The organism is Psychrobacter cibarius, assembly GCA_030686115.1.
Classification (GTDB): domain Bacteria; phylum Pseudomonadota; class Gammaproteobacteria; order Pseudomonadales; family Moraxellaceae; genus Psychrobacter; species Psychrobacter cibarius_C.
In genome coordinates, this window is the sequence record CP131612.1 from 2,388,064 (window position 1) to 2,410,871 (window position 22,808).

General features: G+C 44.1%; 17 protein-coding genes. 12 read left to right on the forward strand and 5 right to left on the reverse strand.

The annotated features are described in order from the left end of the window. Nucleotide 1: 1 nt before the first annotated feature. Together Q6344_10125 and Q6344_10130 are read right to left on the reverse strand one after the other, a co-directional pair. On the reverse strand, nt 2–2,032 hold the full coding sequence (locus tag Q6344_10125; protein WLG12959.1) for a heme lyase CcmF/NrfE family subunit: 2,031 nt from the start codon (nt 2,030–2,032) through the stop codon (nt 2–4). Nucleotides 2,033–2,284: 252 nt separating this feature from the next. Then, nucleotides 2,285–3,619 carry a hypothetical protein gene (locus Q6344_10130; protein ID WLG12960.1) on the reverse strand — a complete coding sequence of 445 codons (1,335 nt, stop codon included), beginning with the start codon at nt 3,617–3,619 and terminating at the stop codon, nt 2,285–2,287. A gap of 478 nt (nt 3,620–4,097) precedes the next feature. On the opposite strand from Q6344_10130, the gene mrdA reads away from it, so the two are divergent. The 8 genes from mrdA to scpB all read left to right on the forward strand — a co-directional run bounded on the left by mrdA (nt 4,098) and on the right by scpB (nt 12,068). Further along, entirely contained in the window at nt 4,098–6,083 is a 1,986-nt protein-coding gene (gene mrdA / locus Q6344_10135; protein WLG12961.1) for a penicillin-binding protein 2, read from the forward strand. Nucleotides 6,084–6,119: 36 nt separating this feature from the next. Beyond that, nucleotides 6,120–6,806 (forward strand): 16S rRNA (guanine(966)-N(2))-methyltransferase RsmD, encoded by a 687-nt coding sequence (gene rsmD / locus Q6344_10140; GenBank protein ID WLG12962.1) that lies wholly within the window; start codon nt 6,120–6,122, stop codon nt 6,804–6,806. Between the two features lie 210 nt (nt 6,807–7,016). Beyond that, a complete protein-coding gene (gene rplM / locus Q6344_10145) occupies nt 7,017–7,445 on the forward strand; it encodes a 50S ribosomal protein L13 (GenBank protein ID WLG12963.1) in 429 nt (142 codons plus the stop codon). A 10-nt stretch (nt 7,446–7,455) separates the two neighbouring features. Continuing rightward, on the forward strand, nt 7,456–7,842 hold the full coding sequence (rpsI, locus tag Q6344_10150) for a 30S ribosomal protein S9 (GenBank protein ID WLG12964.1): 387 nt from the start codon (nt 7,456–7,458) through the stop codon (nt 7,840–7,842). Between the two features lie 231 nt (nt 7,843–8,073). Then, complete coding sequence (locus tag Q6344_10155) at nt 8,074–9,165, forward strand: lipid A biosynthesis acyltransferase (GenBank protein ID WLG12965.1); 1,092 nt, start codon at nt 8,074–8,076, stop codon at nt 9,163–9,165. Between the two features lie 155 nt (nt 9,166–9,320). Next, nucleotides 9,321–10,421: a tryptophan--tRNA ligase gene (trpS, locus tag Q6344_10160; protein ID WLG12966.1), complete on the forward strand. Its 1,101-nt coding sequence runs from the start codon at nt 9,321–9,323 to the stop codon at nt 10,419–10,421. A gap of 158 nt (nt 10,422–10,579) precedes the next feature. After that, complete coding sequence (locus tag Q6344_10165; protein ID WLG15195.1) at nt 10,580–11,386, forward strand: segregation/condensation protein A; 807 nt, start codon at nt 10,580–10,582, stop codon at nt 11,384–11,386. Between the two features lie 130 nt (nt 11,387–11,516). Next, nucleotides 11,517–12,068, forward strand: coding sequence for an SMC-Scp complex subunit ScpB (gene scpB / locus Q6344_10170; GenBank protein WLG15196.1), 552 nt, complete (start codon nt 11,517–11,519; stop codon nt 12,066–12,068). Between the two features lie 198 nt (nt 12,069–12,266). On the opposite strand, the gene lolA is transcribed toward scpB, so the two are convergent. From lolA to rplU, 3 genes are all read right to left on the reverse strand, one after another. Next, entirely contained in the window at nt 12,267–12,953 is a 687-nt protein-coding gene (gene lolA, locus Q6344_10175; protein ID WLG15197.1) for an outer membrane lipoprotein chaperone LolA, read from the reverse strand. Nucleotides 12,954–13,406: 453 nt separating this feature from the next. Then, nucleotides 13,407–13,664, reverse strand: a complete 258-nt coding sequence (gene rpmA / locus Q6344_10180) for a 50S ribosomal protein L27 (GenBank protein ID WLG12967.1) — start codon at nt 13,662–13,664, stop codon at nt 13,407–13,409. Nucleotides 13,665–13,755: 91 nt separating this feature from the next. Beyond that, nucleotides 13,756–14,067: a 50S ribosomal protein L21 gene (gene rplU / locus Q6344_10185; protein WLG12968.1), complete on the reverse strand. Its 312-nt coding sequence runs from the start codon at nt 14,065–14,067 to the stop codon at nt 13,756–13,758. Between the two features lie 596 nt (nt 14,068–14,663). Between rplU and Q6344_10190 the strand changes: the two genes are divergently transcribed. The 4 genes from Q6344_10190 (at nt 14,664) to Q6344_10205 (ending at nt 22,735) form a co-directional block, all read left to right on the forward strand. Continuing rightward, complete coding sequence (locus Q6344_10190; GenBank protein WLG12969.1) at nt 14,664–15,644, forward strand: polyprenyl synthetase family protein; 981 nt, start codon at nt 14,664–14,666, stop codon at nt 15,642–15,644. 620 nt (nt 15,645–16,264) lie between these two features. Then, nucleotides 16,265–17,662 (forward strand): efflux RND transporter periplasmic adaptor subunit, encoded by a 1,398-nt coding sequence (locus Q6344_10195; protein WLG12970.1) that lies wholly within the window; start codon nt 16,265–16,267, stop codon nt 17,660–17,662. Nucleotides 17,663–17,696: 34 nt separating this feature from the next. Next, the gene (locus Q6344_10200; GenBank protein ID WLG12971.1) at nt 17,697–20,927 is read left to right on the forward strand and encodes an efflux RND transporter permease subunit; all 3,231 of its coding nucleotides are present in this window, start codon (nt 17,697–17,699) and stop codon (nt 20,925–20,927) included. Further along, the gene (locus Q6344_10205; GenBank protein ID WLG12972.1) at nt 20,924–22,735 is read left to right on the forward strand and encodes an efflux transporter outer membrane subunit; all 1,812 of its coding nucleotides are present in this window, start codon (nt 20,924–20,926) and stop codon (nt 22,733–22,735) included. The genes Q6344_10200 and Q6344_10205 overlap by 4 nt, the downstream gene beginning before the upstream one ends. Nucleotides 22,736–22,808 lie beyond the last annotated feature (73 nt).

Below are 22,808 nucleotides of genomic sequence, written 5' to 3' on the forward strand. Positions count from 1 at the left end.
ATTAATTATCCCCTGTCTTTAATGCTGACGCATCCAAATCGGCGACGGTGGTAAAGCCTGCTTTATTCGCCGCAATTTGTGCAGGTGTCTTGGTCTTCTTAATACGATAGCGATGATCAAGAATACTCAATACTGCACCAAACGCCATAATCAGAGCGCCTAGCCATATCCAGCGGATAAGCGGTTTCACATAAATACGTACTGCCCATTCGTTGCTATCTTCGGCGATAGGTTCGCCCAGTGCCACGTAAACATCACGCATGAGGCTAGCATCAATCGCGGCTTCTGTGACTGGCATCATACTAATGATATAATTACGTTTTTCAGGATACAGAGTGGTCACAGCACGGCCATCTTTGCTGATTTCAACCTCAGCTTGGGTGGCATCAAAATTACTGCCTTTGACTTCACGAAAGCCTTTAACGGTAAAATCATAGCCTTGGACATGAACGCTATCGTTTGGTCCAAGCGCGACATCACGTTCAATACTTAACGTACTGGTAAATGCGACGCCGATGACGGCAATAATGACACCGATATGAGCGGTCTGTTGACCCCAATAGCTCAGACGTAACTGGCGTAACCCTTTAACAAAATTGGGTGCGTTTTTAGTTTTGTCTTTGAAATCAACCACCATCCATAGCAGTACCCAAAAACTGACCGCCAAGGTAACGCCAATATTAAGCATCGCAGACGGGCTCACAAAATACGTGATAACTGCCGCAAGCACTAAACTACTGGCGGCAATGACCATACCAGCGCCCAATAGCGGACGGCTGTCTTTTTTCCAGCGAATGTTCGAGCCCATACCCATTGCCACTAATATCAGCCACGTTAGCGGTACAAATAGCGCATTAAAGTAAGGAGGGCCGACAGACACCTGACCTAAATTAAAGGAGTCAGCAATGATAGGATACAGTGTGCCGAGTAGTACGACCAAAGTCGAAATCAAAATAATAACGTTGTTAATGACTAAAAATGACTCGCGTGAGATCAGTTGATACTGACTTTCGACCGTTAAACGCCAACCACGTACCGCAAACATCAATAAGCCACCGCCGATGATCACACCGAGAATAACTAAAATGACCAGACCACGCGTTGGGTCAGCGGCAAACGAATGCACCGAGGTAATAACGCCAGAACGCACGAGAAAGGTGCCCAATAGACTGAGTGCAAAAGCAAAAATCGCCAGCATAATCGTCCATGCTTTAAAAACACCACGTTTTTCTGTAACGGCAAGCGAATGTAGCAGCGCTGTACCAGCCAGCCATGGCATCAATGAAGCGTTCTCTACTGGATCCCAGAACCACCAACCCCCCCAGCCAAGCTCGTAATAGGCCCACCATGAGCCTAGTGCGATACCAACGGTCAAAAAGCCCCAAGCCGCCAATGCCCACGGACGCGACCAGCGTGTCCACACTGCATCTAAACGACCTTCCCACAATGCCGCCATACAAAAGGCAAACGGCACGACCAAACCCACATAGCCCATATACAGCATCGGTGGATGAATAATCAAACCAAAATCTTGTAGCACAGGATTTAGATCCGCACCATCAACAGGTAAGTTTGGCAATGTACGATCAAATGGCGACGAGGTAAAAATCAGCATCGCTAGCATCATCATCTGCACGCCAGCCAAAATTACCAACACTCGCGCACGCATAGACAGTGGCAAACCACGGCTAAAGTAAGAAACCAGCGCACACCAAGTAGCCATGATGGTCATCCAAAGCAGCAATGAACCCTCATGACCACCCCAAGTTGCCGACAGCTTATAGTACCAAGGCAACAGCGTATTAGAATGCTGAGTGACATAGACGAGGCTGAAGTCATTGTAATAAAAGCCTGCCATCAGCGCGGCAAATGATGTGATCATGGCAGCAAATTGTGCCCACGCCAGACTTGGTGCCAAACGCTGCCAAGCAACGTGGTCACGCATGATACCGACGGTTGGTAATACCACCTGCAAAATCGCCAATATAAAGGCGGCTAGCAAGGCAAAATAACCCAATTCTGTGATTAACATACGGTCTAACCTTGTTTACCTTAATACGGTCATTGTTTATTTTAGGGATTGGTTTTTTAGGATATTCGAAAGTATCCAGTAATCGTTACTACGAGTATTTATACTACTGGTCTTCATTAGTATTATTTATTATAAAAGCGCCATTAGCCATTGCAGCTGAGGGCGCTTACAGCAAGGTACATTAGCGTCAACTTGTCACGTTTCTGTATCCACTCTGTATGCGATGTGTATAAAGACATAAAAAATGCGTCATCACTGAATCGCAGGAAAAAACACTAAGACCAGATGCAACCAGCCTGCTAAAAACCCTGTCAAACCACCCAACACGATTAAGGTCATCTCATCTTCACGAAAAGCGGGACGTAATAAGTTCTGAAACTCATCTGGCGTCAGCGCGCGAATACGGTCACGAAATAGCCCAAATATTTTACTGGCACGGCTTTCATTGAGCTCAGGATCTCGCAATGGCACCATTGTCGCAACAATCGACTTATCAATGATGGTGTTTTTTAGCTGTCCATATTCGCGGCGACCCAAGCCTAGACGCAGTGTCGTACTAATCACTGGCGACTCCAGCACTTTATATAAATGCGACTTCATCAACTCACGCGTTTGCGCAGCACGGTCACCATACATCATCTCATTCATGATGTTCTCAAGCGTCACCAAATCTTTTACGACAATTTCAGCAAAAACATCAGAAACTTCCTCTTGGCGTTTCATAAAACCGCCTTGCAAACGATACTGGGCGATATGTGGTAATTGCGGTCTAATAAATGGAAAGCGACTCTGGACGGCAAAAAATTTCACATAAGGAATAAATCGCGGCTCTACAGGATTAAACACCATCCAAATAGCAATCCAATTGGTAAGAAAGCCCCAAATCGCGGCAAAAAACGGCACTGTCCAATGCTGCGGCACCACCAAAAATATAAACATTTGGATAATACCGAAGACCAAACCAATCAAAGCACTGATATGCCAAATGAAATCGATCTCTTTTTGACCAACCTTCAAAAACATATTGACCATTAAACGACGATCACTTTCCATCGTGTTAACAATCATTTTGCGCATATCAACCAAGTCTTCGACGTTATGGGTCAAGTCAGTCACCAAAGACTGCATGATATTGGGCAACTCTTGATGCGCTTGAGCGTAGACACGGCGCTTCAACGCATAAGGCAGATTACCCCACAGCGCTGGCGAATGATCCAACATGATTTCATCAATCAATGCTTCAAGGTTTTTGTCCACGGTATCCGTGATAAATACCGCCATCTGCTCAGGCTCCATCGCCTGAAAAAACTCATCAAGCGAGCCAAGCTTTGACAGCGTTTGATCCACGATAACGCCTGATATCTTGCCAGCCTTTCGTGGGACGATACCTTGCCAGCCAATACCCGGCAACCCAAAAAACGGGAAGTTTGGAATACGAATACCCCGAAACTTAATCGGATAGAACAGCATTTTAAGCGCCATCCACACGTGTATCCATGTGACAAATGCAGTCACAGGCGGAATAGTCAGCATGGCAAAAAACTCTGGGTGTTCAGCTATTGTCTGCCACAATGAAGTTGCATCCATGACTTATCTTGCCCCTGACAGGTTAATTGTCGTCGCTAATTAAAAAGGATTAGCAAATTAGAACGCTTAACAAAAAGCCGCTCTGCCCATGATAATTATTATCAAATAAATCGCCTGATTTTAGCATACTTGCCATTCATTAGCACACGTCGAGCCTAGGTAAGTTGTGACTAGGGATGACACGTTTTACTATTACTTTCCATAGTAACAATATTAATATCATCTACAGGCGCTTTAGATAATAACGACCACAAAATAAATGGCGGTGTACTGCGGCGGCTCATTTGTTCTGTTATAATTTGTGATTGTATGACCGCACATCGCTGTATATAGATTGAGGGATTATTATTTCAACTCATCTCAGTCCATGTAATTGAAATTCTTATTATTATCCTTTATGCTCGCCGCACTTTGGTGAACGACCCTGCCCTTTTACTCTCTTTTATTGACTCACTGACCGTTTGGGCTCTTACTTTCTATGAATAAACCGCTAACTCCCAATACTGAACAGGTCAATCGTGTTTTCACCAGTCGTATTATTATCCTTGGAATTCTGATATTCATTGGATTGAGTGGCTTGATCGTGCGTTATGGTTACCTACAAGTCTATGCGCACGATAAGTATACGACGCAAGCAGACAATAACCGTATTAAGCTGATCTCTGCACCGCCCAGCCGCGGCTATATTTATGATCGCAATGGGATCATATTGGCAGACAACCAGCCCGTATTTACGGCCATGTTAAGCCCTGATGAAGTTGAAAATCCAGAGCGTACGCTAAATTTGCTTGCGCCTATTTTTGAGCTAACAGATGAAAATATTACCGATATTTTAGCGCGACTGAGTAAAAGCAAAAACGATCCTGTGACCATTAAAATTGACTTAACCGATGCCCAATTGGCGCAGTTTAGTGAGCGTAAACCCTTTTTTCGCGGTGTAACCATCCAAAGCAAGCTGACACGTTCATACCCTTATGACGAGCTATTTGCACACGTCATCGGCTATGTTGGGCGTATCAATGATAAAGAAACCAAACGCATTGACAAAGATCGCTACGCTGGCACTGACCTTATCGGTAAAATCGGTATCGAAGATTATTACGAGGACATATTGCTAGGGCAACCGGGTTATCAGTCGGTAGAAACCGATGCTCTTGGCAATATTTTGCGTCAATTAGACACTAAACCACCCGTAGCTGGTAATGACATTACGCTGAGCTTAGATTATGGCTTACAGCAAGTCGCCCAGCAGCAGCTAGACGGTCGTCGCGGCGCTATCGTGGCAATCGATCCAAAAAATGGCGATGTATTGGCGTTTGTCAGTAATCCAAGCTATGACCCCAACCCTTTTATCTCAGGCATCTCCTTTAAGGATTATGGCAATCTGCGTGAAGATCTGGATCAGCCGCTCTATAATCGTGCGCTACAAGGGATGTATCCTCCTGCCTCCACTATTAAGCCTTTTGAAGGCTTAGGCGGCATTCATTATGGGCTGCGTAATTGGGAAACCACTATCTATGATCCCGGTTATTTTAGCTTACCGGGAGACTCACATCGATTCCGTGACTGGAAGCGCGGTGGTCACGGGTCAGTAGATCTTAAAAAATCAATTATGATGTCGGTGGATACCTATTATTATAAATTGGCCTATGAGATGGGCATCCAGCGCCTACACGATTGGATGACACGCTTTGGATTTGGTGAGCCGACAGGCATTGATTTACCCAATGAAAAATCAGGAATTATGCCATCACCGAAATGGAAAAAAGACACCTATGGTAAAGGCTGGTTGCCGGGTGAAACCATCTCAGTCAGTATCGGGCAGGGTTATTTCTTAGCCACACCATTACAGATTGCCAATGCAACCGCCATGACAGCGAATAAAGGCTATCACATTACTCCGCATCTACTAAAAAGTAGCGATGGTGCAGCACAAGTTAACGTAATCACTAAACCAGATGGTAAAATTGACTACAATGGCAAACCCTCTGACTGGTTACGTATGCATGATGCGATGGAAGATACAGTCAAAAGGGGGACTGGACGTGGGATTTATACGCCGCGCTATCGTATTGCGGGCAAAACAGGTACTGCGCAAGTCAAGTCCATTGCGCAAGGCAAACGTTATGATAAATCTGCCATAGACAAACGTCACTGGGATCATGCTTGGTTCAATGGTTTTGCACCCGTAGAAAATCCTGAGATTGCGCTTGCCGTATTGGTCGAAAATGGCGGTGGCGGTAGTAAAGTCGCTGCACCGATAGGTCGCGCACTATTTGACTACTGGATATTACAGCGCAAAAACGACCCTATCTTGCCACCAACGGCTGATCAACTAAAAGTCATCAAACGCCAAAAAGCTTTTGAAAAATTGATGCGTGATGCCCAGCGTGAAAAAGAAGAAAAAGCGCTAGAAGAAAAGGCAGAGGCGGAAGCAGCTACGGCCACTACGACCTCTGAGTAAAAATACGCTAAACGAGATACGGTACATATAAATATTATGAAAAAATCTATAAGCAGCCGCGAGCATAGGAACAATCATAAGAGCAAAAATATAGCTGCGGGCGACGTGCGGATCATTGGAGGTCAGTTTAAACGCCGTGTTGTACGGTTTATCGACGCAGAGGGTCTACGTCCGACCCCAGATCGCTTGCGAGAGACGCTATTTAGCTGGCTACTTCCTGATATTCATGGCGCTTATGTGCTTGATAGCTGTGCCGGTAGCGGTGTCTTAGGTTTTGAAGCACTGTCTCGTGGTGCCGCGCATACCACCTTTATCGAAATAAATCCTGCGCAAAGTAATATGCTACGTCAAAGTGCTGAACAGTTGCATCTGAGCACTGATACCCATCAAATTATCCAAGGCACTGCAGAGAGAGTATTGATGCAAGAGCAGATTGTTCCGCGCCCTTTTAATATTGTATTTATCGATCCACCGTATGCTCAAGATCTGTGGCAACCTATTTTAATGGCATTGATTACCCAGTCATTAATTGATAGTGAAACCCTGATTTATCTAGAAGCGGATAAAGATTTAGAGAGCCAATTGAAGCAACTGGAAGAGACGCTTAATAAAAATCCAGATATCCAATCAGGTACTATTCAGCAAATAATCCGCTTTGAATGTGTCAAACAGACCAAGGTTGGACAAGTTGTTGCTGGACTTTATCGTTTATCATCGTCATAATTGTCGGGTTAATGCCTGCCATTAACAAATTTTACAAATGTTTAGAACCGCTAAAAACTGGCCAACGCTGCAGTTTAATGTATATAAGGCGAAAATAAACCCCAATGCAGCTTGCAAGCGTAGGCACTACTGCTTATAATGTGCAGTCTGTTTTTTGAGAGCCCCGTTCCCAGCTAAACTCTCAACGAATTCTAATTTTAAGGTTTTATCATGAAAACACTTAGTGCAAAACCAGCTGAAGTGACCCATGACTGGTATGTCGTAGATGCTGACGGCAAAACCCTTGGTCGCTTAGCCACTCAAATCGCTAGTCGCTTACGTGGCAAGCACAAGCCTTCTTTTACGCCGCACGTTGACACTGGTGACTTCATTGTTGTCATCAATGCTGATAAAATCACGGTAACGGGTAAAAAAGCGCAAGATAAAAAATACTATCGTCACAGTGGCTACCCAGGTGGTATCAAGGAAACCAACTTCAGTAAGTTGCTTGCACATAAGCCTGAAGATGTTCTACACAAAGCAGTTAAGGGTATGCTTCCAAAGGGCCCTCTTGGCTATGCGATGATCAAGAAGCTGAAGCTATATGCGGGTACTGAACATCCACATACTGCACAGCAACCTAAAGAACTAGACATCTAAGGATATACTTATGGAACGCAATTACGGAACTGGTCGCCGCAAGACGTCTACTGCTCGTGTCTTTTTAGCTAAAGGTACTGGTAGCATCGTTGTTAACGGTAAGCCACTTGATGAGTATTTTAGCCGTGAAACTTCACGTATGGTTGTTCGTCAGCCTCTAGAATTACTTGACTCACCTACTGCTTATGACCTTTACATCACTGTAAAAGGTGGCGGTATTAGTGGTCAAGCTGGCGCAATCCGTCACGGCATCACGCGTGCATTGATTGAGCTAAACGAAGCCAACAAACCTGCACTAAAAGCAGCTGGCTTTGTTACTCGTGACTCACGTCAAGTTGAACGTAAGAAATTGGGTCTACGTAAAGCACGTAAACGTCCACAATTCTCGAAACGTTAATCAAAGCTATCTCTTATCTTTTTGCGGCTGTTGTCTTTATCTCAGAGCGACAGTCATAATATTAAAGAAAAGAGTAGATTTGCAAAACCTTATAAGCTGTTCGCAGCTTATAAGGTTTTTTTATGGCTGATGACTTTTGCATTTGCTCGTGATTTTGTGCGTAAACCACCTTGCAAAGCAATGCTGACTACCCCATCATGATGATAACTTTTCATTATTAGTAACAATTTTATGAAAGCGCCTGAACAATACGACCCCAGCAAACCATCTGCCAAAAGCAGCCTGCCACTGCCAAGTACACAGCAGCCTGCTAAGTCCCCAACGATACCTGCTGGCATGCCAACGATTACCCAAAATCATAAGCGCACAGCACCCATAGAAAAAAAGCCTTTTCAATGGCAGTTTTTGTTGCCTAAATATTGGGGCATTTGGCTATTGGCAGCAATGATCTTACCCATCATATATTTGCCGCTACGATGGCAGTTTTGGCTGGGACGTCAGCTGGGCATACTTATCTATAAAATAGCAGGCTCACGTCGGCGTGATACGCTTATCAATTTGAAACTGGCTTTTCCAGAAAAACCAGACGTCGAGCGCGAATTGATGGCAAAACAAGTCTTTGTCAATCAGGGCATTGGTGTTTTTGAAACCTTATGCGCTTGGTATCGTCCAAATGTTTTTACTCGTACCGTTTCAATTTCAGGATTACAGCACGTTATCAATGCACAGAATGAGGGTCGTCCTGTTATTTTACTGGGCGCTCATTATACGATGCTTGATCTGGGCGGCATGCTCTGTACGCAATTTTTTCCGATGGATGGGATGTATCGACCGCAGAATAACGCGCTACTTGATTGGTTTGTTTATAATGGTCGTGCCAGTATTCTTAGCAAGCAAATAGCCAGTCGTGACATGCGCAGTTTTGTTGAATCAATGAAAGCCGGTCACGTGATTTGGTACTCACCTGACCAAGATTATGGTCTAAAACAAGGCGTCATGGCACCATTCTTTGGTGTGCCAGCAGCGACTATTACAGCATCACGGCGCATGGCAAAATTGGGCGACAAGGCACATCCACCCGCATTAATGGCGCTGCATACTTACCGGCAGACACCAGACAGTTTACCCAAAGGCAAACGCCCGCACTATCATCTAACGATTACCCCAGAAATTCAAAACTATCCAAGTAACGATGAATTGGCTGATGCGATGCGAGTCAATGAGTTGCTAGAGGGGTTGATTCGTATTGATCCCACTCAGTGGATGTGGTTCCATCGTCGTTTCAAAAATGGTCCTGATGGTCGTACTGATATCTATAAGTAAGCGTGTATTGCTACGAAAGATCGCCAGAAAATTTGCTATACTTTGCAGCTTATATTTTTTATATTACCTACATATAAATAACAATGAATTTATAATAAATTGAAAAACAAAACTTTTATAAATAAAACCTTGATGAACCAAATAATGGATTTACCATGAATAACACTCATATTTCTGATAACCAAAGTTCTGACAACCAAGCTCCTGATCACTCAACGCAAGCCAAGCGTATTTTGACGGGCATCAAACCGACGGGTACCTTACATTTAGGAAATTACGTTGGCGCGATTCGTCCAGCCATTCAGTCTATCCAAAACAGTGATGACGAAGCATTCTTTTTTTTAGCAGATTACCATGGCATTATCGGCTGTTATGATCCTGCTATTATTCACGAATCGACCAAAGCCATTGCAGCGACTTGGCTTGCCTGTGGACTTGATCCTGAGCGCGTCACTTTTTACCGTCAATCAGATGTGCCGGAAATACCAGAGCTTGCTTGGATTTTGAACTGCTCATGTGCCAAAGGTTTAATGAATCGTGCTCATGCTTATAAAGCAGCTGTTGATATTAATATGAAAAAAGAAGACGTCGATCCTGATCAAGGTATCAACATGGGATTGTTTGGCTACCCTGTACTCATGGCAGCAGATATCTTGATGTTTAATGCCACACATGTGCCTGTCGGTCGCGACCAAATTCAGCATGTTGAAATGGCACGTGATATTGCTGGTACCTTTAATCATCGCTATAAAACGCTCTTTACCTTACCATTTGCCGTTGTAGATGACGATATCCCATTACTAACGGGTTTGGATGGTCGCAAGATGAGTAAGAGCTATGGCAACACCATTCCGCTATTTGGTGATTCTAATCCACAAGTTAGCGCCGAAAAGCAGATGCATAAGGCCATCATGAAAATTGTGACCAACTCACAGTTACCTGCTGAGCCAAAAGACCCTGACGACTCGGCTATTTTTGAGATTTATAAAGCCTTTGCGACCCCTGCTGAGATTGCCGATATGCGCGCGCAGTTTGCTGCTGGTATTGGCTGGGGCGATGCCAAGCAAGCCCTGTTTGAGAAAATAAATACGGAAATAGCACCCTTCCGCGCGCGTTATGAGCATCTTATGGCTAACCCAAAAGAGCTAGAAGAAATCTTACAAATGGGGGCAGAAAAAGCCCGTCGTCATAGCCGTAAGCAACTAGACAAGACTCGTCGTGCCATTGGTATCCGTCCACTTGCCAAACTTAAATAATCATTTGATTATGTTAACCAAGATGGATACTAAGCGTGCAGACTGAGCTAAAAAATGAACAAGCGGCTTTACCAAAAGCCGCTCTTCTTTTAACTGTGCCTCAAGCCTCTGATTCTTTAGATATTAAGCGCGCGCACGACGGCTCAGTTATCAATGATATGTCTTTACGCATTTACCAGACATCCGTACAACATCTACCAGAAGATCTCTATGTGCCGCCGCAAGCCTTTGCCATTTGGCTTGAGCAGTTTGCCGGACCATTAGACTTTTTATTATATTTGGTCAAAAAAAATAATGTTGATCTGACCCAAATGCCGATACTACCCATAACTGAGCAGTATTTGGCTTACATCAGCGAATTAGATACCGAGCATTTTGAATTGGCAGGCGATTATCTGTTGATGGCGTCCACGTTGATTGCCATTAAAACCGAGCTGTTGCTGCCCAAACCTGAAACTCCGAGCGATGAGCGTGATCCAAAAGCAGAACTGATTGAGCGCCTTGAAGAATATGCGCAAATCAAAGTAGCCAGTCAACGCTTAGATAATCTGGTGCGTCTTGAGCGTGATGTGTTTTTAGCCATGGTCAGTATGCCCGGTCAAGACGTCATGAATGCGGAATTACCTAGCTATTCGCCAAACCTTTTGATTGACAGCTTATTTAAAATGCAACTGCAGCCCGATTATCAAATGCATACCATTAAAGTCGACGCTGTTCCCCTTGCTGATCGTATTGCCAGTATTAGCCGACAGCTCAGTACGGATGGTGAGCACTCTTTTTATGAGCTACTAGATAAAACACAAGGTAAAATAGGTGTGGTTGTCAGCTTCGTCGCCATACTAGAGCTGATAAAACGACAGTTGGTTGGTATCGTAAATACTGAGTTAGAAAGTCACCCTACCACTGACAATAATGATGCTGAAGACAGTCATATTAAACCCTTAACGTTACAGTGGTTGGCATAGTTATTATCGACCTGTCTATTCCTATAAATATCGATACACATTATCATTTAAAAAGAGTCGCTTTCTAATGACAGATACTGACAATACCAAGCAAGATTATGACAAACCACCCTCATTATCTAGCGCTTTACTGTCATTGACCGATGAGCAGCGACAGCATCTAGAAGACTTAAGCAAGCATATCGAAGTGCTATTACATGCGTCCGAAGCGCCCCTCACCGCCACTGTCTTAAGAAAACACCTGTCTTTAACGGCTAAAGAGCTAACACAGGCTTTGGCGCTACTAAGACAGCGCTTGGATATGGGCGTACTAAGCTTGCACGAAACTGCCAGCGGTTATCGACTGCAAATCGCGAATAACTATAGTGCATTAATTCAACGCGTCTTCCCGCAGCGCCAAGAACGCCTGAGCCAAGCCTTACTTGAGACGCTTAGTGTGATTGCTTACAAGCAGCCAGTGACTCGTAGCGACATAGAGCACGTGCGCGGTGTCACGCTATCGAGCAATATACTGCGTCAGTTGTTCGATAAAGGCTGGATTGAAGAGAAGGGCTACAAGGAAACCTTGGGTCGCCCAGCATTGCTACATACCACGCCACAATTTTTAGATGCCTTTGGACTGAGTGAGTTGAGCGAGTTACCACCGATGCCAGATATAAGCGCCATCAAAGCGATGTCTTAAGCCTTTAGAGCGTGAAGCCTTTAAAAAGCGTTAAGCAATTAAAACATAGTATAGAAGAGATTTAGCATTATTCTCCAGAGAATCTTTATTCAAAAAAAAGACAGACCGCATAGGATCTGTCTTTTTTATTTAATCAAGAAAGTCTTTGACTGGCTCTCAAGAATTAACTTTTAAGCATTGGCTCTTGATAACGACCTGTTATTGATTGATAACATCAACGCCTTTTGGTGGCGTAAACTTAAACTGACTGCTACTGATGCTTGGGTTTAGTTTGATACTACTGAATTTGATGGAAGTGGTTTGACCAAGGCTGTCATTTAGCACCATCATTACTGGCTTCCCACCGCTAAAACTCATTGATAAACTCTTAAAGCTGGCACTGTCTGATTTTGGGTACAGCACATAGTAATTTTTATTATCATATGGCTGAGTAATTTTGAAATTCTTGTCAATTTGGCTTGGGTCGCCTGATAACAGCAGTGCTGGTGTATTACCAACTTGGCTATCAACGTTTTGCTTGGTCGCTTGTTCTAAATCCTTATCGTAAACCCACATGGAGTTACCATTAGCGACGATCAGTTGCTGTGACGGCGACTTTGTTTCCCAGCGGAAATTATTTGGGCGTTGTACACTCATCGTACCCGTAAAAGTACCACTGTTGGCACCTTTGGTCGTTTGGCTAAAGTTAGCCGTCATGCTTTTGGTATTTGTCAGCAGCTTGTTTAAACGTTTGGCAGCGGTCAAATTATCAGCTGGTGCAGCAGTAGCTGATTGTGTCAATACCATCATCGGGGCTGCAACACCAAGCGATGTCATTAATACACCAGCTAAAGCACCGCTCATCATTTTTTGTTTTAAAGTTGTTTTGTTGGTTAATAAAGTCATCATAAATCCTCTCTAAAAATGCATAATCGCTTAAAAATTGTCGCTTAAAAATAAGACATCTTATTAAAATTTTTGTTTTCCATAAATGTTTATCTAGCAGCCATAAAATAGCGGCTCATAAACAATGACAACAGTGTGCCAGTTTTTTTATTACACGCCTAGTCATGATTTGCAATCTTTACTACCGCTGCCATACACGCTTGTAACTACTCTTTTGACCATTTTTGTGATCATAAGTGGCTACACAATAATAAACCGCATGGATGGTGAGTTTTTTACCTATTCATTATTTCCTAACGTTATTTACTAATATTGTTTAGCAGCATTAAGCCAATTTAGTATCCATAACCACTACGAAAATAACTAAAAAAAGCCCCTACTACCAAACGGTAATAGAGGCTTTTTAGTCATCTGATTATTTTAGTCTTTGACTAAAACAACCTAGAGGGGCAATTATGCGCTTTCAACCATTACATAACGACGGTTGAACTTACCTTTGGTCGCAAACTTTACCACACCGTCATTCAGTGCAAATAAAGTATGGTCACGACCCATGCCAACGCCTTCGCCTGCGTGGAATTCTGTACCACGTTGACGAACGATGATGTTACCAGCTGTGATAGCTTGGCCACCAAAGATTTTAACGCCTAGCATTTTTGGGTTTGAATCACGACCATTACGGCTTGAACCGGCAGCTTTCTTATGTGCCATGGGAAAATCTCCTTGTTAATTTGACTTATCGCTGATGCGATAACTCTTAAGCATTTAGTGCACTATTTAGCAGTAATTGCTAAGTGGATAATTAGGCATTAATAGCTTTGATTTTTAACAAGGTATACCATTGGCGGTGACCTTGCTCTTTGTGATAATGCTTACGACGGTTGTGCTTAACGATACGGATTTTTTCGCCGCGACCATGTTCAACCACTTCAACTTCAACGCTAGCACCTTCAACGATAGGCTGACCGATTTTGACAGTTTCGCCGTCAACAATCATCAATACATCTTCGAATTTAATTGTTGCGCCAGTTTCTGCTTTTAGTAGTTCAACTTTAAGCAACTCATCGACAACTACACGGTGCTGTTTACCACCAGTTTTGATTACTGCGTACATTGTATGACTCCGTTTAACCCGTGTGCCGTGGCTGATGTTATACCAACGCTTTTACGACGAACACGACAGGGAAAAATTAAAGGCAAGATTTTACGGCTTTTTGCTCATAAAAGCAAGCCGTCTATCTCACTTGTTTAACTGGTTTTTGTAAGGCAGTTACACGAATAACCACCTCACTTTTTATTATATCTACTGCTGATTAGGAGCGCATCTAAGATGCTACTCCAACAAAAAAACACTATATAATAATAGCGGCTATTATAACTTATATAATCAGCGACTTACAGCCTTTTATACATCTCTTAAATGACCTTAAATGTCGCCGATAAATGACCATTAATTATAGTGAAATTTCAGCCAATTTTTACAGTTTTTATGTCAATTTCTATATATAGTAAATCTTATATGAAAGATAGGCGCGATGTTTTAGGCACGTTTTAACCCACAATCTAAAGGCATAGCTATGCTATTATAGAAAATAATGCCTGACCTATCTATAAAACTAAGGCTATAAAAAATTCTCTTTATTCTTATTAATATGACTATTTATTATGACCAGCATCCCTTCATATAAAACAGATTCAATGACTCAATCAATGCCTAATTATGCTGATATTCAAAGTATCGTGGCGGATGATTTTGAGATTATGGACAAGCAAGTATTCGGTAATCTTAATTCCAAAGTTCAGCTGGTAATGAGCGTCTCACAGCATGTAATTAATGCTGGTGGTAAGCGCATGCGCCCGCTGATTACCTTGTTATGTGCACGCATGTTTGAGGACAAGCCCTCAGAAAAAGCCATGCATCTAGCCGCTATTACTGAGATGCTGCATACAGCGACCTTGGTTCATGACGATGTGATTGATGAGTCAGGACAGCGCCGTGGTAAGCCGACTGCTAATGCCACATGGGATAATGCCACCGCGGTACTAGTCGGTGACTATCTGATTGCTCGCGCCTTTAATTTATTAGTTGGCTTCCAAAGCTTACCACTGTTGCAAGTATTCTCAGATGGCACCTGCGATATCGCTGAAGGCGAAGTATTACAGCTCCAGCATCAGCACAACCCTGCCGCGACAGAAGAGGACTACTTGCGCATTATTGACGGTAAAACCTCGCGGCTGTTTATGATGGCGACTCAAGGCGCTGCAATTTTACAAGACAGAATAGAGCATATGCAGGCTTTAGGCGATTTTGGTCAGCACTTTGGCAATGCTTTTCAAATTATCGATGATGTACTCGACTATAGTGGTGATAGTGAGGTAATGGGCAAAAACCTAGGAGACGACCTCGCTGAAGGCAAGCCAACCCTACCGACCATCAAAGCGCTTGAGCTGCTCAAAGACAGCGACATCGAAGGCTATGAGCAGTTGCGTGTCGCTGTACAAACTGGAAAGACACCGAACGCTGAGCAGCTTATTGAGTTAGTGCGCCGCTCAGGATCATTAGATTACTGTAAGCAGCGAGCTTGGGAAGAAACCAAGCTGGCGCAACAAGCATTGAGTACGCTACCTGACAATCGTTATCGCACAGGCTTGTATCAATTGACTGAATTGGCTAGCGCGCGCTTGCTGTAGTCAGTATCGTCATAACAGCTGTCAATACTTGCGGCTAGCAGCCATTAGCTGTTGATAAAGACCATTAATGAGTAATTGTGTTAATGGTCACAGTTAATAGTTGCTAAAGTTTTTGTTTTGTTGGCAAACCTTATTTATCATTCATTAAAGACCTTACAATCTATATGGTTATGCTATTTTCACAAAAGTTTACAATTATTTCTCACTGACCATTGTATGACTGTATATTAGCTGTTAATGAAGATGGCGCTTGCCATGACAGCATTTAATGCATTCACAAAAGCTGATATTACGATTTCTAACCATAAATCCTGCGCTCAACTACTTGACTGTGGGGTTATCCCGATAGTTTATAATTACTCGTTAACTTTACTAATCAAGGTTGTGGTTTGGCTACAGCTTTGATGCTTAAGATTCTTACACCGATACTTGATACTTATATCGCTATTAGAGGTTCTAATAGTGATGTTTGGCTAAATTCATATTATTAAGAACAAATTTAGCCGAGAAAGTAAAGATCATTAGAATCAATACTCATTTTTATATTCAATACGCTTAGATTTATTGATAAACTTTTTATACTGTCATTACTTATTTTATACCTATTGCCGAGGACATTGATGAAGCACTCTACTCTTGCGCTTGTAATAGCATCTGTACTATCTGGAGCTGTACTGATTGGCTGTGACAAAAACGAGGACGCCGCTGGCGCAGATGCCGCACAGCAGCAGATGCCGCCTGCGGTTGTTAACGTCCAGACTGTCACGCTCGATACTGTACCCCAAGTGCAGACTTTTTCTGGACGTACCACGGCTTATCAGACTGCCGACGTCCGCCCACAAGTTAATGGCGTTATTGACGAAGTATTGTTCCGTGAAGGCGGCAACGTCAAAAAAGGCCAGCCACTTTATCGTATCAATACTGATAACTACGCTTCTTCTGTCACCAGTGGTCAAGCAGCAGTGCAACAAGCACAAGCAAATTACCAGACAGCACAAGCAAATAATGCCAATGCAAAAGCCGAGCTAGCCAGCCGTCAGGCATCATTGGCACAAGCGCAAAATGATTTACAGCGCTTACAAGGCTTGGTCAGCATCGACGCCATCTCAAAGCAGCAGTATGAGCAAGCACAAACACAAGTACGTACTGCACAAGCAGCGGTACAAAGTGCGGCCGCCGCTGTTGGACAGACACAAGCAGGCATCGAAAGTGCAAAAGCAGGCATTCAAACTGCTCAAGCGGGTTTAGATGCTAGTAACCTAGATCTTAACCGTACCATCGTACGTGCCCCGCTGTCAGGTCGTACTGACCGCTCTAGTGTCACCGCTGGTACTTTAGTCAGCGCAGGTCAAGCTGATCCGCTGGTGACTATCTCACGCTTAGATCCTATCTATGTTGATATCAGCCAATCATCCTCTGAGCTATTAAAGCTGCGTCAGCAAATCGCTGAAGGCAAAGCACAGCCGGGTATGAATTCGGTTGAGTTGGTATTAGAAGATGGCTCAGTCTACCCAGCACGCGGCAAGCTTGCTTTATCTGAAGCAAAGGTTGACGAGTCAACAGGCGCTGTGACCTTGCGTGCTATTTTCCCAAACAGCAATAACATCTTGCTGCCTGGTATGTATGTGACGGCACGTTTGACACAGAGCGTGATTACCAATGCTGCATTGGTACCGCAAAGCGCCGTAATGCGTACACCGAAAAGTGAGACGCAAGTTTACATTGTTGATGAGAATAATAAAATCCAAGTACGTCCTGTCACTATTAATGGCACCTATAAAGGCCAGTGGGTTGTCACTGACGGCTTACAAGCAGGGGACAAGATAGTTGTTATCGGCGGCTCAAAAGTTAAGCCTGAACAAGAGGTGGTCGTTAAGCCATTAGAGAATCCAAACCCAGCACCAGCTAAAGAAGGTGCCCCTAATGCCCAGACACCGCCGCAAGCTGCTAAAGCGATGGATAAGCCAGCTAGCAAAGATGCCACTGCTCAGAAACCAGCAGAGTCTACCGCTAACTAATTCCATTCAAAGATAGGAAGACTAGGAATATACTATGTCACGTTTTTTTATTAATCGCCCTATTTTTGCATGGGTTATGGCTATTTTAGTCATGCTCATCGGGGTGATATCGGTCATTAACTTACCGATTGAGCAGTATCCACGTATTGCACCACCGACGATTTCAGTCAGCGCAAGCTATCCTGGTGCTAATGCTCAGACGGTTGAAGATTCAGTCGTTCAGATTATTGAGCAACGCATGAAGGGTCTTGATGGTCTGATGTATATGTCGTCATCGAGCTCCTCGAATGGTGCTGCATCCATTACGCTCACTTTCGAAAATGGTACAGATTCTGATACTGCACAGGTACAGGTACAGAACAAACTCCAAGCCGCCATGAGCTCACTACCCGAGTCGGTACAGCGTCAAGGCGTCAACGTTAATAAATCCTCTAGCAGCTTTTTAATGGTGCAAGGTTTTATCTCTGAAGATGGCAGTATGGATCGTGCGGATATCGCCGATTATGTCAACTCAAACGTTGTTGACCAGTTAAGCCGTGTGGAAGGTGTTGGTGAAGTACAAGTTTTCGGTTCTGCTTATGCCATGCGCATTTGGTTAGATCCGGCGCGCTTACGTAGCTATAACATGGTACCAGCGGATGTGGTTGAGGCAGTACGTGCACAAAACGCCCAAGTATCTGCCGGTCAGCTAGGTCAAGCACCTGCTGATACCAGTCAACAGGTTATCAATGCGACTGTCACGGTTCAAAGCTACCTACAAACGCCTGATGAATTTAAAAACATTCTATTAAAAACCGATACTGCTGGCGCAAAAGTGCGTTTAGGTGATGTGGCAGAGGTTGAGATTGGTAGTGCAGACTACGGCGTAGTGTCGCTCTACAATGGTAAAGAAGCAGCTGGTCTTGGTATTTCATTGGCGGGTGGTGCAAACGCACTGGAAACTCGTGAAGCTGTTGGGGCTCGTATGGCAGAGCTGGAAGCAAACTTCCCAGCAGGTCTAACATCCGTTATCCCTTATGACACCACACCATTTGTGCGCTTGTCTATCGAACAAGTGGTTATGACACTGCTTGAGGCAATTGTTCTCGTATTTATCGTTATGTTCGTTTTCTTACAGAACTGGCGTGCGACTATCATTCCTACTCTCGCTGTGCCTGTGGTACTACTTGGCACCTTCGCTGTACTTTACATCGCTGGTTTTAGTATTAACGTCTTGACCATGTTTGCCATGGTACTATCCATCGGTCTGTTGGTCGATGATGCGATCGTCGTTGTCGAAAACGTCGAGCGTATCTTGGAAGAAGATCCTGATATCTCTATTAAGGATGCTACCGTACAATCGATGGGCGAGATTAGTAAAATCGTTATTGGTATCGCGCTGATTCTCTCTGCCGTATTCGTACCGATGGCATTCTTCGGTGGCTCAACAGGTGTGATTTATCGTCAGTTCTCTATCACCTTGATTACCAGTATGGTGCTATCAGCCTTAGTAGCACTTATTTTTACCCCTGCCCTTTGTGTGACCTTACTCAAGCGTAGCAAGAGCCATGATAAAGGCAATACAGAAGAGCAAAAAGGCTTCTTTGGTTGGTTTAACCGCTCGTTTTATAAAGTCAGTCGTAGTTACGAGAATTTAGTTGGCAAAAGTTTCCGCTTGAAGTGGCTATACTTAATTCTTTATGCTGCCATTATCGGTATTATGGCAGTGGTATTCTTACGTATTCCCGGCTCGTTCTTACCAGAAGAAGATCAAGGTATTATGTTTACCTTGGTTCAGTTACCTGCTGGTGCGACGCTTGATGAAACGCAAGAAGTGCTCGATAAAGTCAGTGATTATTACAGTACCCAAGAAGGCGATAATATCGCTTCAGTCTTTACGATCGCAGGTTTCAGTTTTGCAGGACAAGGGCAGAATATGGGACTGGCCTTTGTACGTTTATCGGATTGGGCTGATCGTCCCGGTGAAGAAAACACTGCACAGGCTGTCGCTGATCGCGCCATGGGTTACTTCTTTACCCAACTAAATGAAGCACAAGTATTTGCGATTGTACCGCCAGCCATTACCGAACTTGGTAACGCCAGTGGTTTTGACTTAATGATTCAAGACACCGGTAACCTTGGACATGAGGGTCTACTCGAAGCACGTAATATGCTGCTTGGCATGGCTGCGCAAAACGACAAAGTCGCAGGCGTTCGTCCAAATGGTCAAGAAGATGCACCGCAGTTAAAAGTGAATATTAATCAAGAGCAGGCCGCTGCTTATGGCTTATCACTTGCTAGTATTAATAGCGTTATTTCTACCGCTTGGGGCTCAAGTTATATTAATGACTTCGTCGATCGCGGGCGTATTAAACGCGTCTTTGTTCAAGGTGAACCAAGCAGCCGTACTAATCCTGAAGATATTGCCAAATGGTATGTACGCAACGATGTAGGTGAAATGATTTCATTTGATGCGTTCTCTAGCAGCGAATGGCAATCTGGCTCACCGCGTCTGACCCGTTATAACAGCTTACCATCGATGAATATTCAAGGTAGTGCTGCACCCGGTCTAAGTACGGGTGAAGCGATGAGTTCTATGGAAGCAATGATGGAGAATCTGCCTGAAGGTGTGGGCTATGAGTGGACGGGTATGTCACTTGAAGAGCAAAAGTCAGGTGCACAAGCGCCGATGCTATACGCACTCTCAATCTTGGTGGTATTCTTATGTCTAGCAGCCTTGTATGAAAGCTGGTCTATCCCCTTCTCTGTGCTATTGGTCATTCCACTTGGGGTATTAGGTGCAGTCATCTTTACTTGGCTACGTGGCTTTAATAACGATATTTATTTGCAGGTAGGTCTACTCACAGTCGTTGGTCTATCCGCTAAAAATGCTATCTTGATCATTGAGTTTGCAAAAGAGCACCAAGAGGAAGGCTATAGTCTGAGAGAAGCCGTCATGACAGCCGCGCGTCAACGTTTGCGCCCGATTATCATGACCTCGCTTGCCTTTGGACTGGGTGTTGTGCCATTATTTATCGCCACAGGTCCTGGTTCAGGCAGTCAAAATGCCATCGGTACCAGTGTACTAGGTGGCGTCGTGACCGCGACATTGTTAGGTATCTTCTTTATTCCCATGTTTTATATTTGGGTACGTAGTATGTTCCCGTACAAATACGAGAATAATAAACCAAACGATAAAGATGATGATAATAGTACGCCTGACCCGAAAAACCCAACGCCTTCTGAGAATTATCAGCCTGCAAGCTTTGGAGACAATACACAATGAGTGTTCAGAAAACATATAACACCAACTCAGCAGCGGTAGCAAACATTGCTATCACTGCGCAACCAGCGGGCTCACATATGCGCAGAAATGCTGGTCGCCTAATCGGCTTGACCGTTTTAGCGATGAGCATGGCTGCTTGTAACACGATTCCAAAAGCAGATATGCGCCCTGTGCTTGCTGAGCCAAATATCCCTATCGAACAAACCTATGGGGCATTCGATAAAGAAACGGTTAGTAACGCTGATCAAGCAAGTATTGCGGGTCAACGCTGGCAGAATTTTTATAGCGATGAGCGTTTAAAGGGCTTGATTGCTTTAGGGCTAGAGAACAACAAAGATTTTGAAAGTGCTCGTTTAGCAATCGAGAAAGCACGCGCACAGTATCAAATTACTGATCTTAATGATCTACCAGCGATTAATGGTAATGGTGGATACACGCGTCAAGCACAAAATAGAACTGACAAAAACCCCAATAGTAGTTATAACGTCAACCTAGGGTTGGCTAATTACGAGTTGGACTTTTGGGGCAAAATTGCTAGCTTAAAAGATCAAGCGCTACAGAATTTCTTAGCCACTACAGCGGCCAAAGATTCGACCCAAATCAGCTTGATTAGTAATATCGCTCAGAGCTATGCCAACTTGAGCTATAGCTTAGCGCAGTTAAAGCTGGCAGAAGCCACGGTTGAGAGTCGTGAAAAGTCCCTGTTTATCGCTGATAAACGCTTTGAAGCAGGCATTGATCCGAAGCTGCCATCTTTACAAGCCAGTGCGTCATTAGAAAATGCCAAACTTGCTGTCCTACGGGCACAAAGTAGCATTTTAAAATCACGTAACGCCTTGCAGTTCTTGGTGGGTGGACCGATTCCAACCAATCTAATTCCAACACCAGCAGTCAGCAACATCACTAGCCAGCAGATATTTAGTGCAGGCTTACCAAGTGAGTTGCTACGTTATCGCCCAGATGTACTGCAAGCAGAATACAACCTAAAAGCTGCTGGTGCCAATATCGAAGTGGCACGCGCGTCTTATTTCCCGTCTATCAGCTTAGCCAGTAGCATTGGGGTTAGTAGCGGCAGTTTAGATGACTTATTCAAAAGCGGCGCTGTCGGTTGGTCGTTTGGTCCAAGCATTAGCGTGCCTATCTTTGACGCTGGTCGCTTAGACGCCAATTACGATGTGGCTAAAATTGAGCGTGAACAAACGCTCACAGGCTACGAGAAATCTATCCAAACTGCGTTCCGTGAAGTGTCAGACGTACTCGCGACACGAGCCACACTGGGTGAGCAGCTCGAAGCACAATACCGTCTACAAGATAACTTTGAACAAACATTCCAGATAGCAGATGCACGCTTTAAAGCAGGTATTGCCAACTATCTAGATGTGCTAGATGCACAGCGTTCATTGTTCTCAACGCAGCAAGGTATTTTGGATTTAGAGCTACAAAAAATTGTGAGCCAAGTCGAGCTATACCAAGTGCTGGGTGGCGGTGCCAATCTGGATGTACCAACGGCGATTCCTGTACCGCATAAAAACTTAGTGCAACTAGTGAATCTACCTTCCAATAGCAATAAAGCAAAAGCGGCAAATGCTATCGATGCGGCTAGCTCAGCGCGAGTTGCTTCTGCACAAGAAGCAAACGCCATTAAACAGGCGCAACCATCGGAAACGGCCACCTTTGAGCCAACCGCTGTCGTTGACGTCAATAATGATGGTAAAAAAGATGCTGCTGTAGGAGTGGTTACCAAACAGACGACGTATAACGAAACCAGCGTTGAGCAAGTACCGGTCACGCAGATCGTTGAGCCTTAAACACTCATAAATAGTGTGAGGTGAATTCCTTCACATTGATAGTCGATAAGTACAAAAAGCCCTACCGACTTGG

Excerpts from the sequence above, each read along its gene's own strand:
- Q6344_10130 (WLG12960.1), bottom strand. The coding sequence starts at position 3,619 with ATGGATGCAACTTCATTGTGGCAGACAATAGCTGAACACCCAGAGTTT.
- rplM (WLG12963.1), top strand. The coding sequence starts at position 7,017 with ATGAAAACACTTAGTGCAAAACCAGCTGAAGTGACCCATGACTGGTAT.
- Q6344_10165 (WLG15195.1), top strand. The coding sequence starts at position 10,580 with ATGTCTTTACGCATTTACCAGACATCCGTACAACATCTACCAGAAGAT.
- lolA (WLG15197.1), bottom strand. The coding sequence starts at position 12,953 with ATGACTTTATTAACCAACAAAACAACTTTAAAACAAAAAATGATGAGC.
- Q6344_10200 (WLG12971.1), top strand. The coding sequence starts at position 17,697 with ATGTCACGTTTTTTTATTAATCGCCCTATTTTTGCATGGGTTATGGCT.
- Q6344_10195 (WLG12970.1), top strand. The coding sequence starts at position 16,265 with ATGAAGCACTCTACTCTTGCGCTTGTAATAGCATCTGTACTATCTGGA.
- Q6344_10190 (WLG12969.1), top strand. The coding sequence starts at position 14,664 with ATGCCTAATTATGCTGATATTCAAAGTATCGTGGCGGATGATTTTGAG.
- rplU (WLG12968.1), bottom strand. The coding sequence starts at position 14,067 with ATGTACGCAGTAATCAAAACTGGTGGTAAACAGCACCGTGTAGTTGTC.
- Q6344_10125 (WLG12959.1), bottom strand. The coding sequence starts at position 2,032 with ATGTTAATCACAGAATTGGGTTATTTTGCCTTGCTAGCCGCCTTTATA.
- trpS (WLG12966.1), top strand. The coding sequence starts at position 9,321 with ATGAATAACACTCATATTTCTGATAACCAAAGTTCTGACAACCAAGCT.
- rpsI (WLG12964.1), top strand. The coding sequence starts at position 7,456 with ATGGAACGCAATTACGGAACTGGTCGCCGCAAGACGTCTACTGCTCGT.
- rsmD (WLG12962.1), top strand. The coding sequence starts at position 6,120 with ATGAAAAAATCTATAAGCAGCCGCGAGCATAGGAACAATCATAAGAGC.
- mrdA (WLG12961.1), top strand. The coding sequence starts at position 4,098 with ATGAATAAACCGCTAACTCCCAATACTGAACAGGTCAATCGTGTTTTC.
- Q6344_10155 (WLG12965.1), top strand. The coding sequence starts at position 8,074 with ATGAAAGCGCCTGAACAATACGACCCCAGCAAACCATCTGCCAAAAGC.
- Q6344_10205 (WLG12972.1), top strand. The coding sequence starts at position 20,924 with ATGAGTGTTCAGAAAACATATAACACCAACTCAGCAGCGGTAGCAAAC.
- rpmA (WLG12967.1), bottom strand. The coding sequence starts at position 13,664 with ATGGCACATAAGAAAGCTGCCGGTTCAAGCCGTAATGGTCGTGATTCA.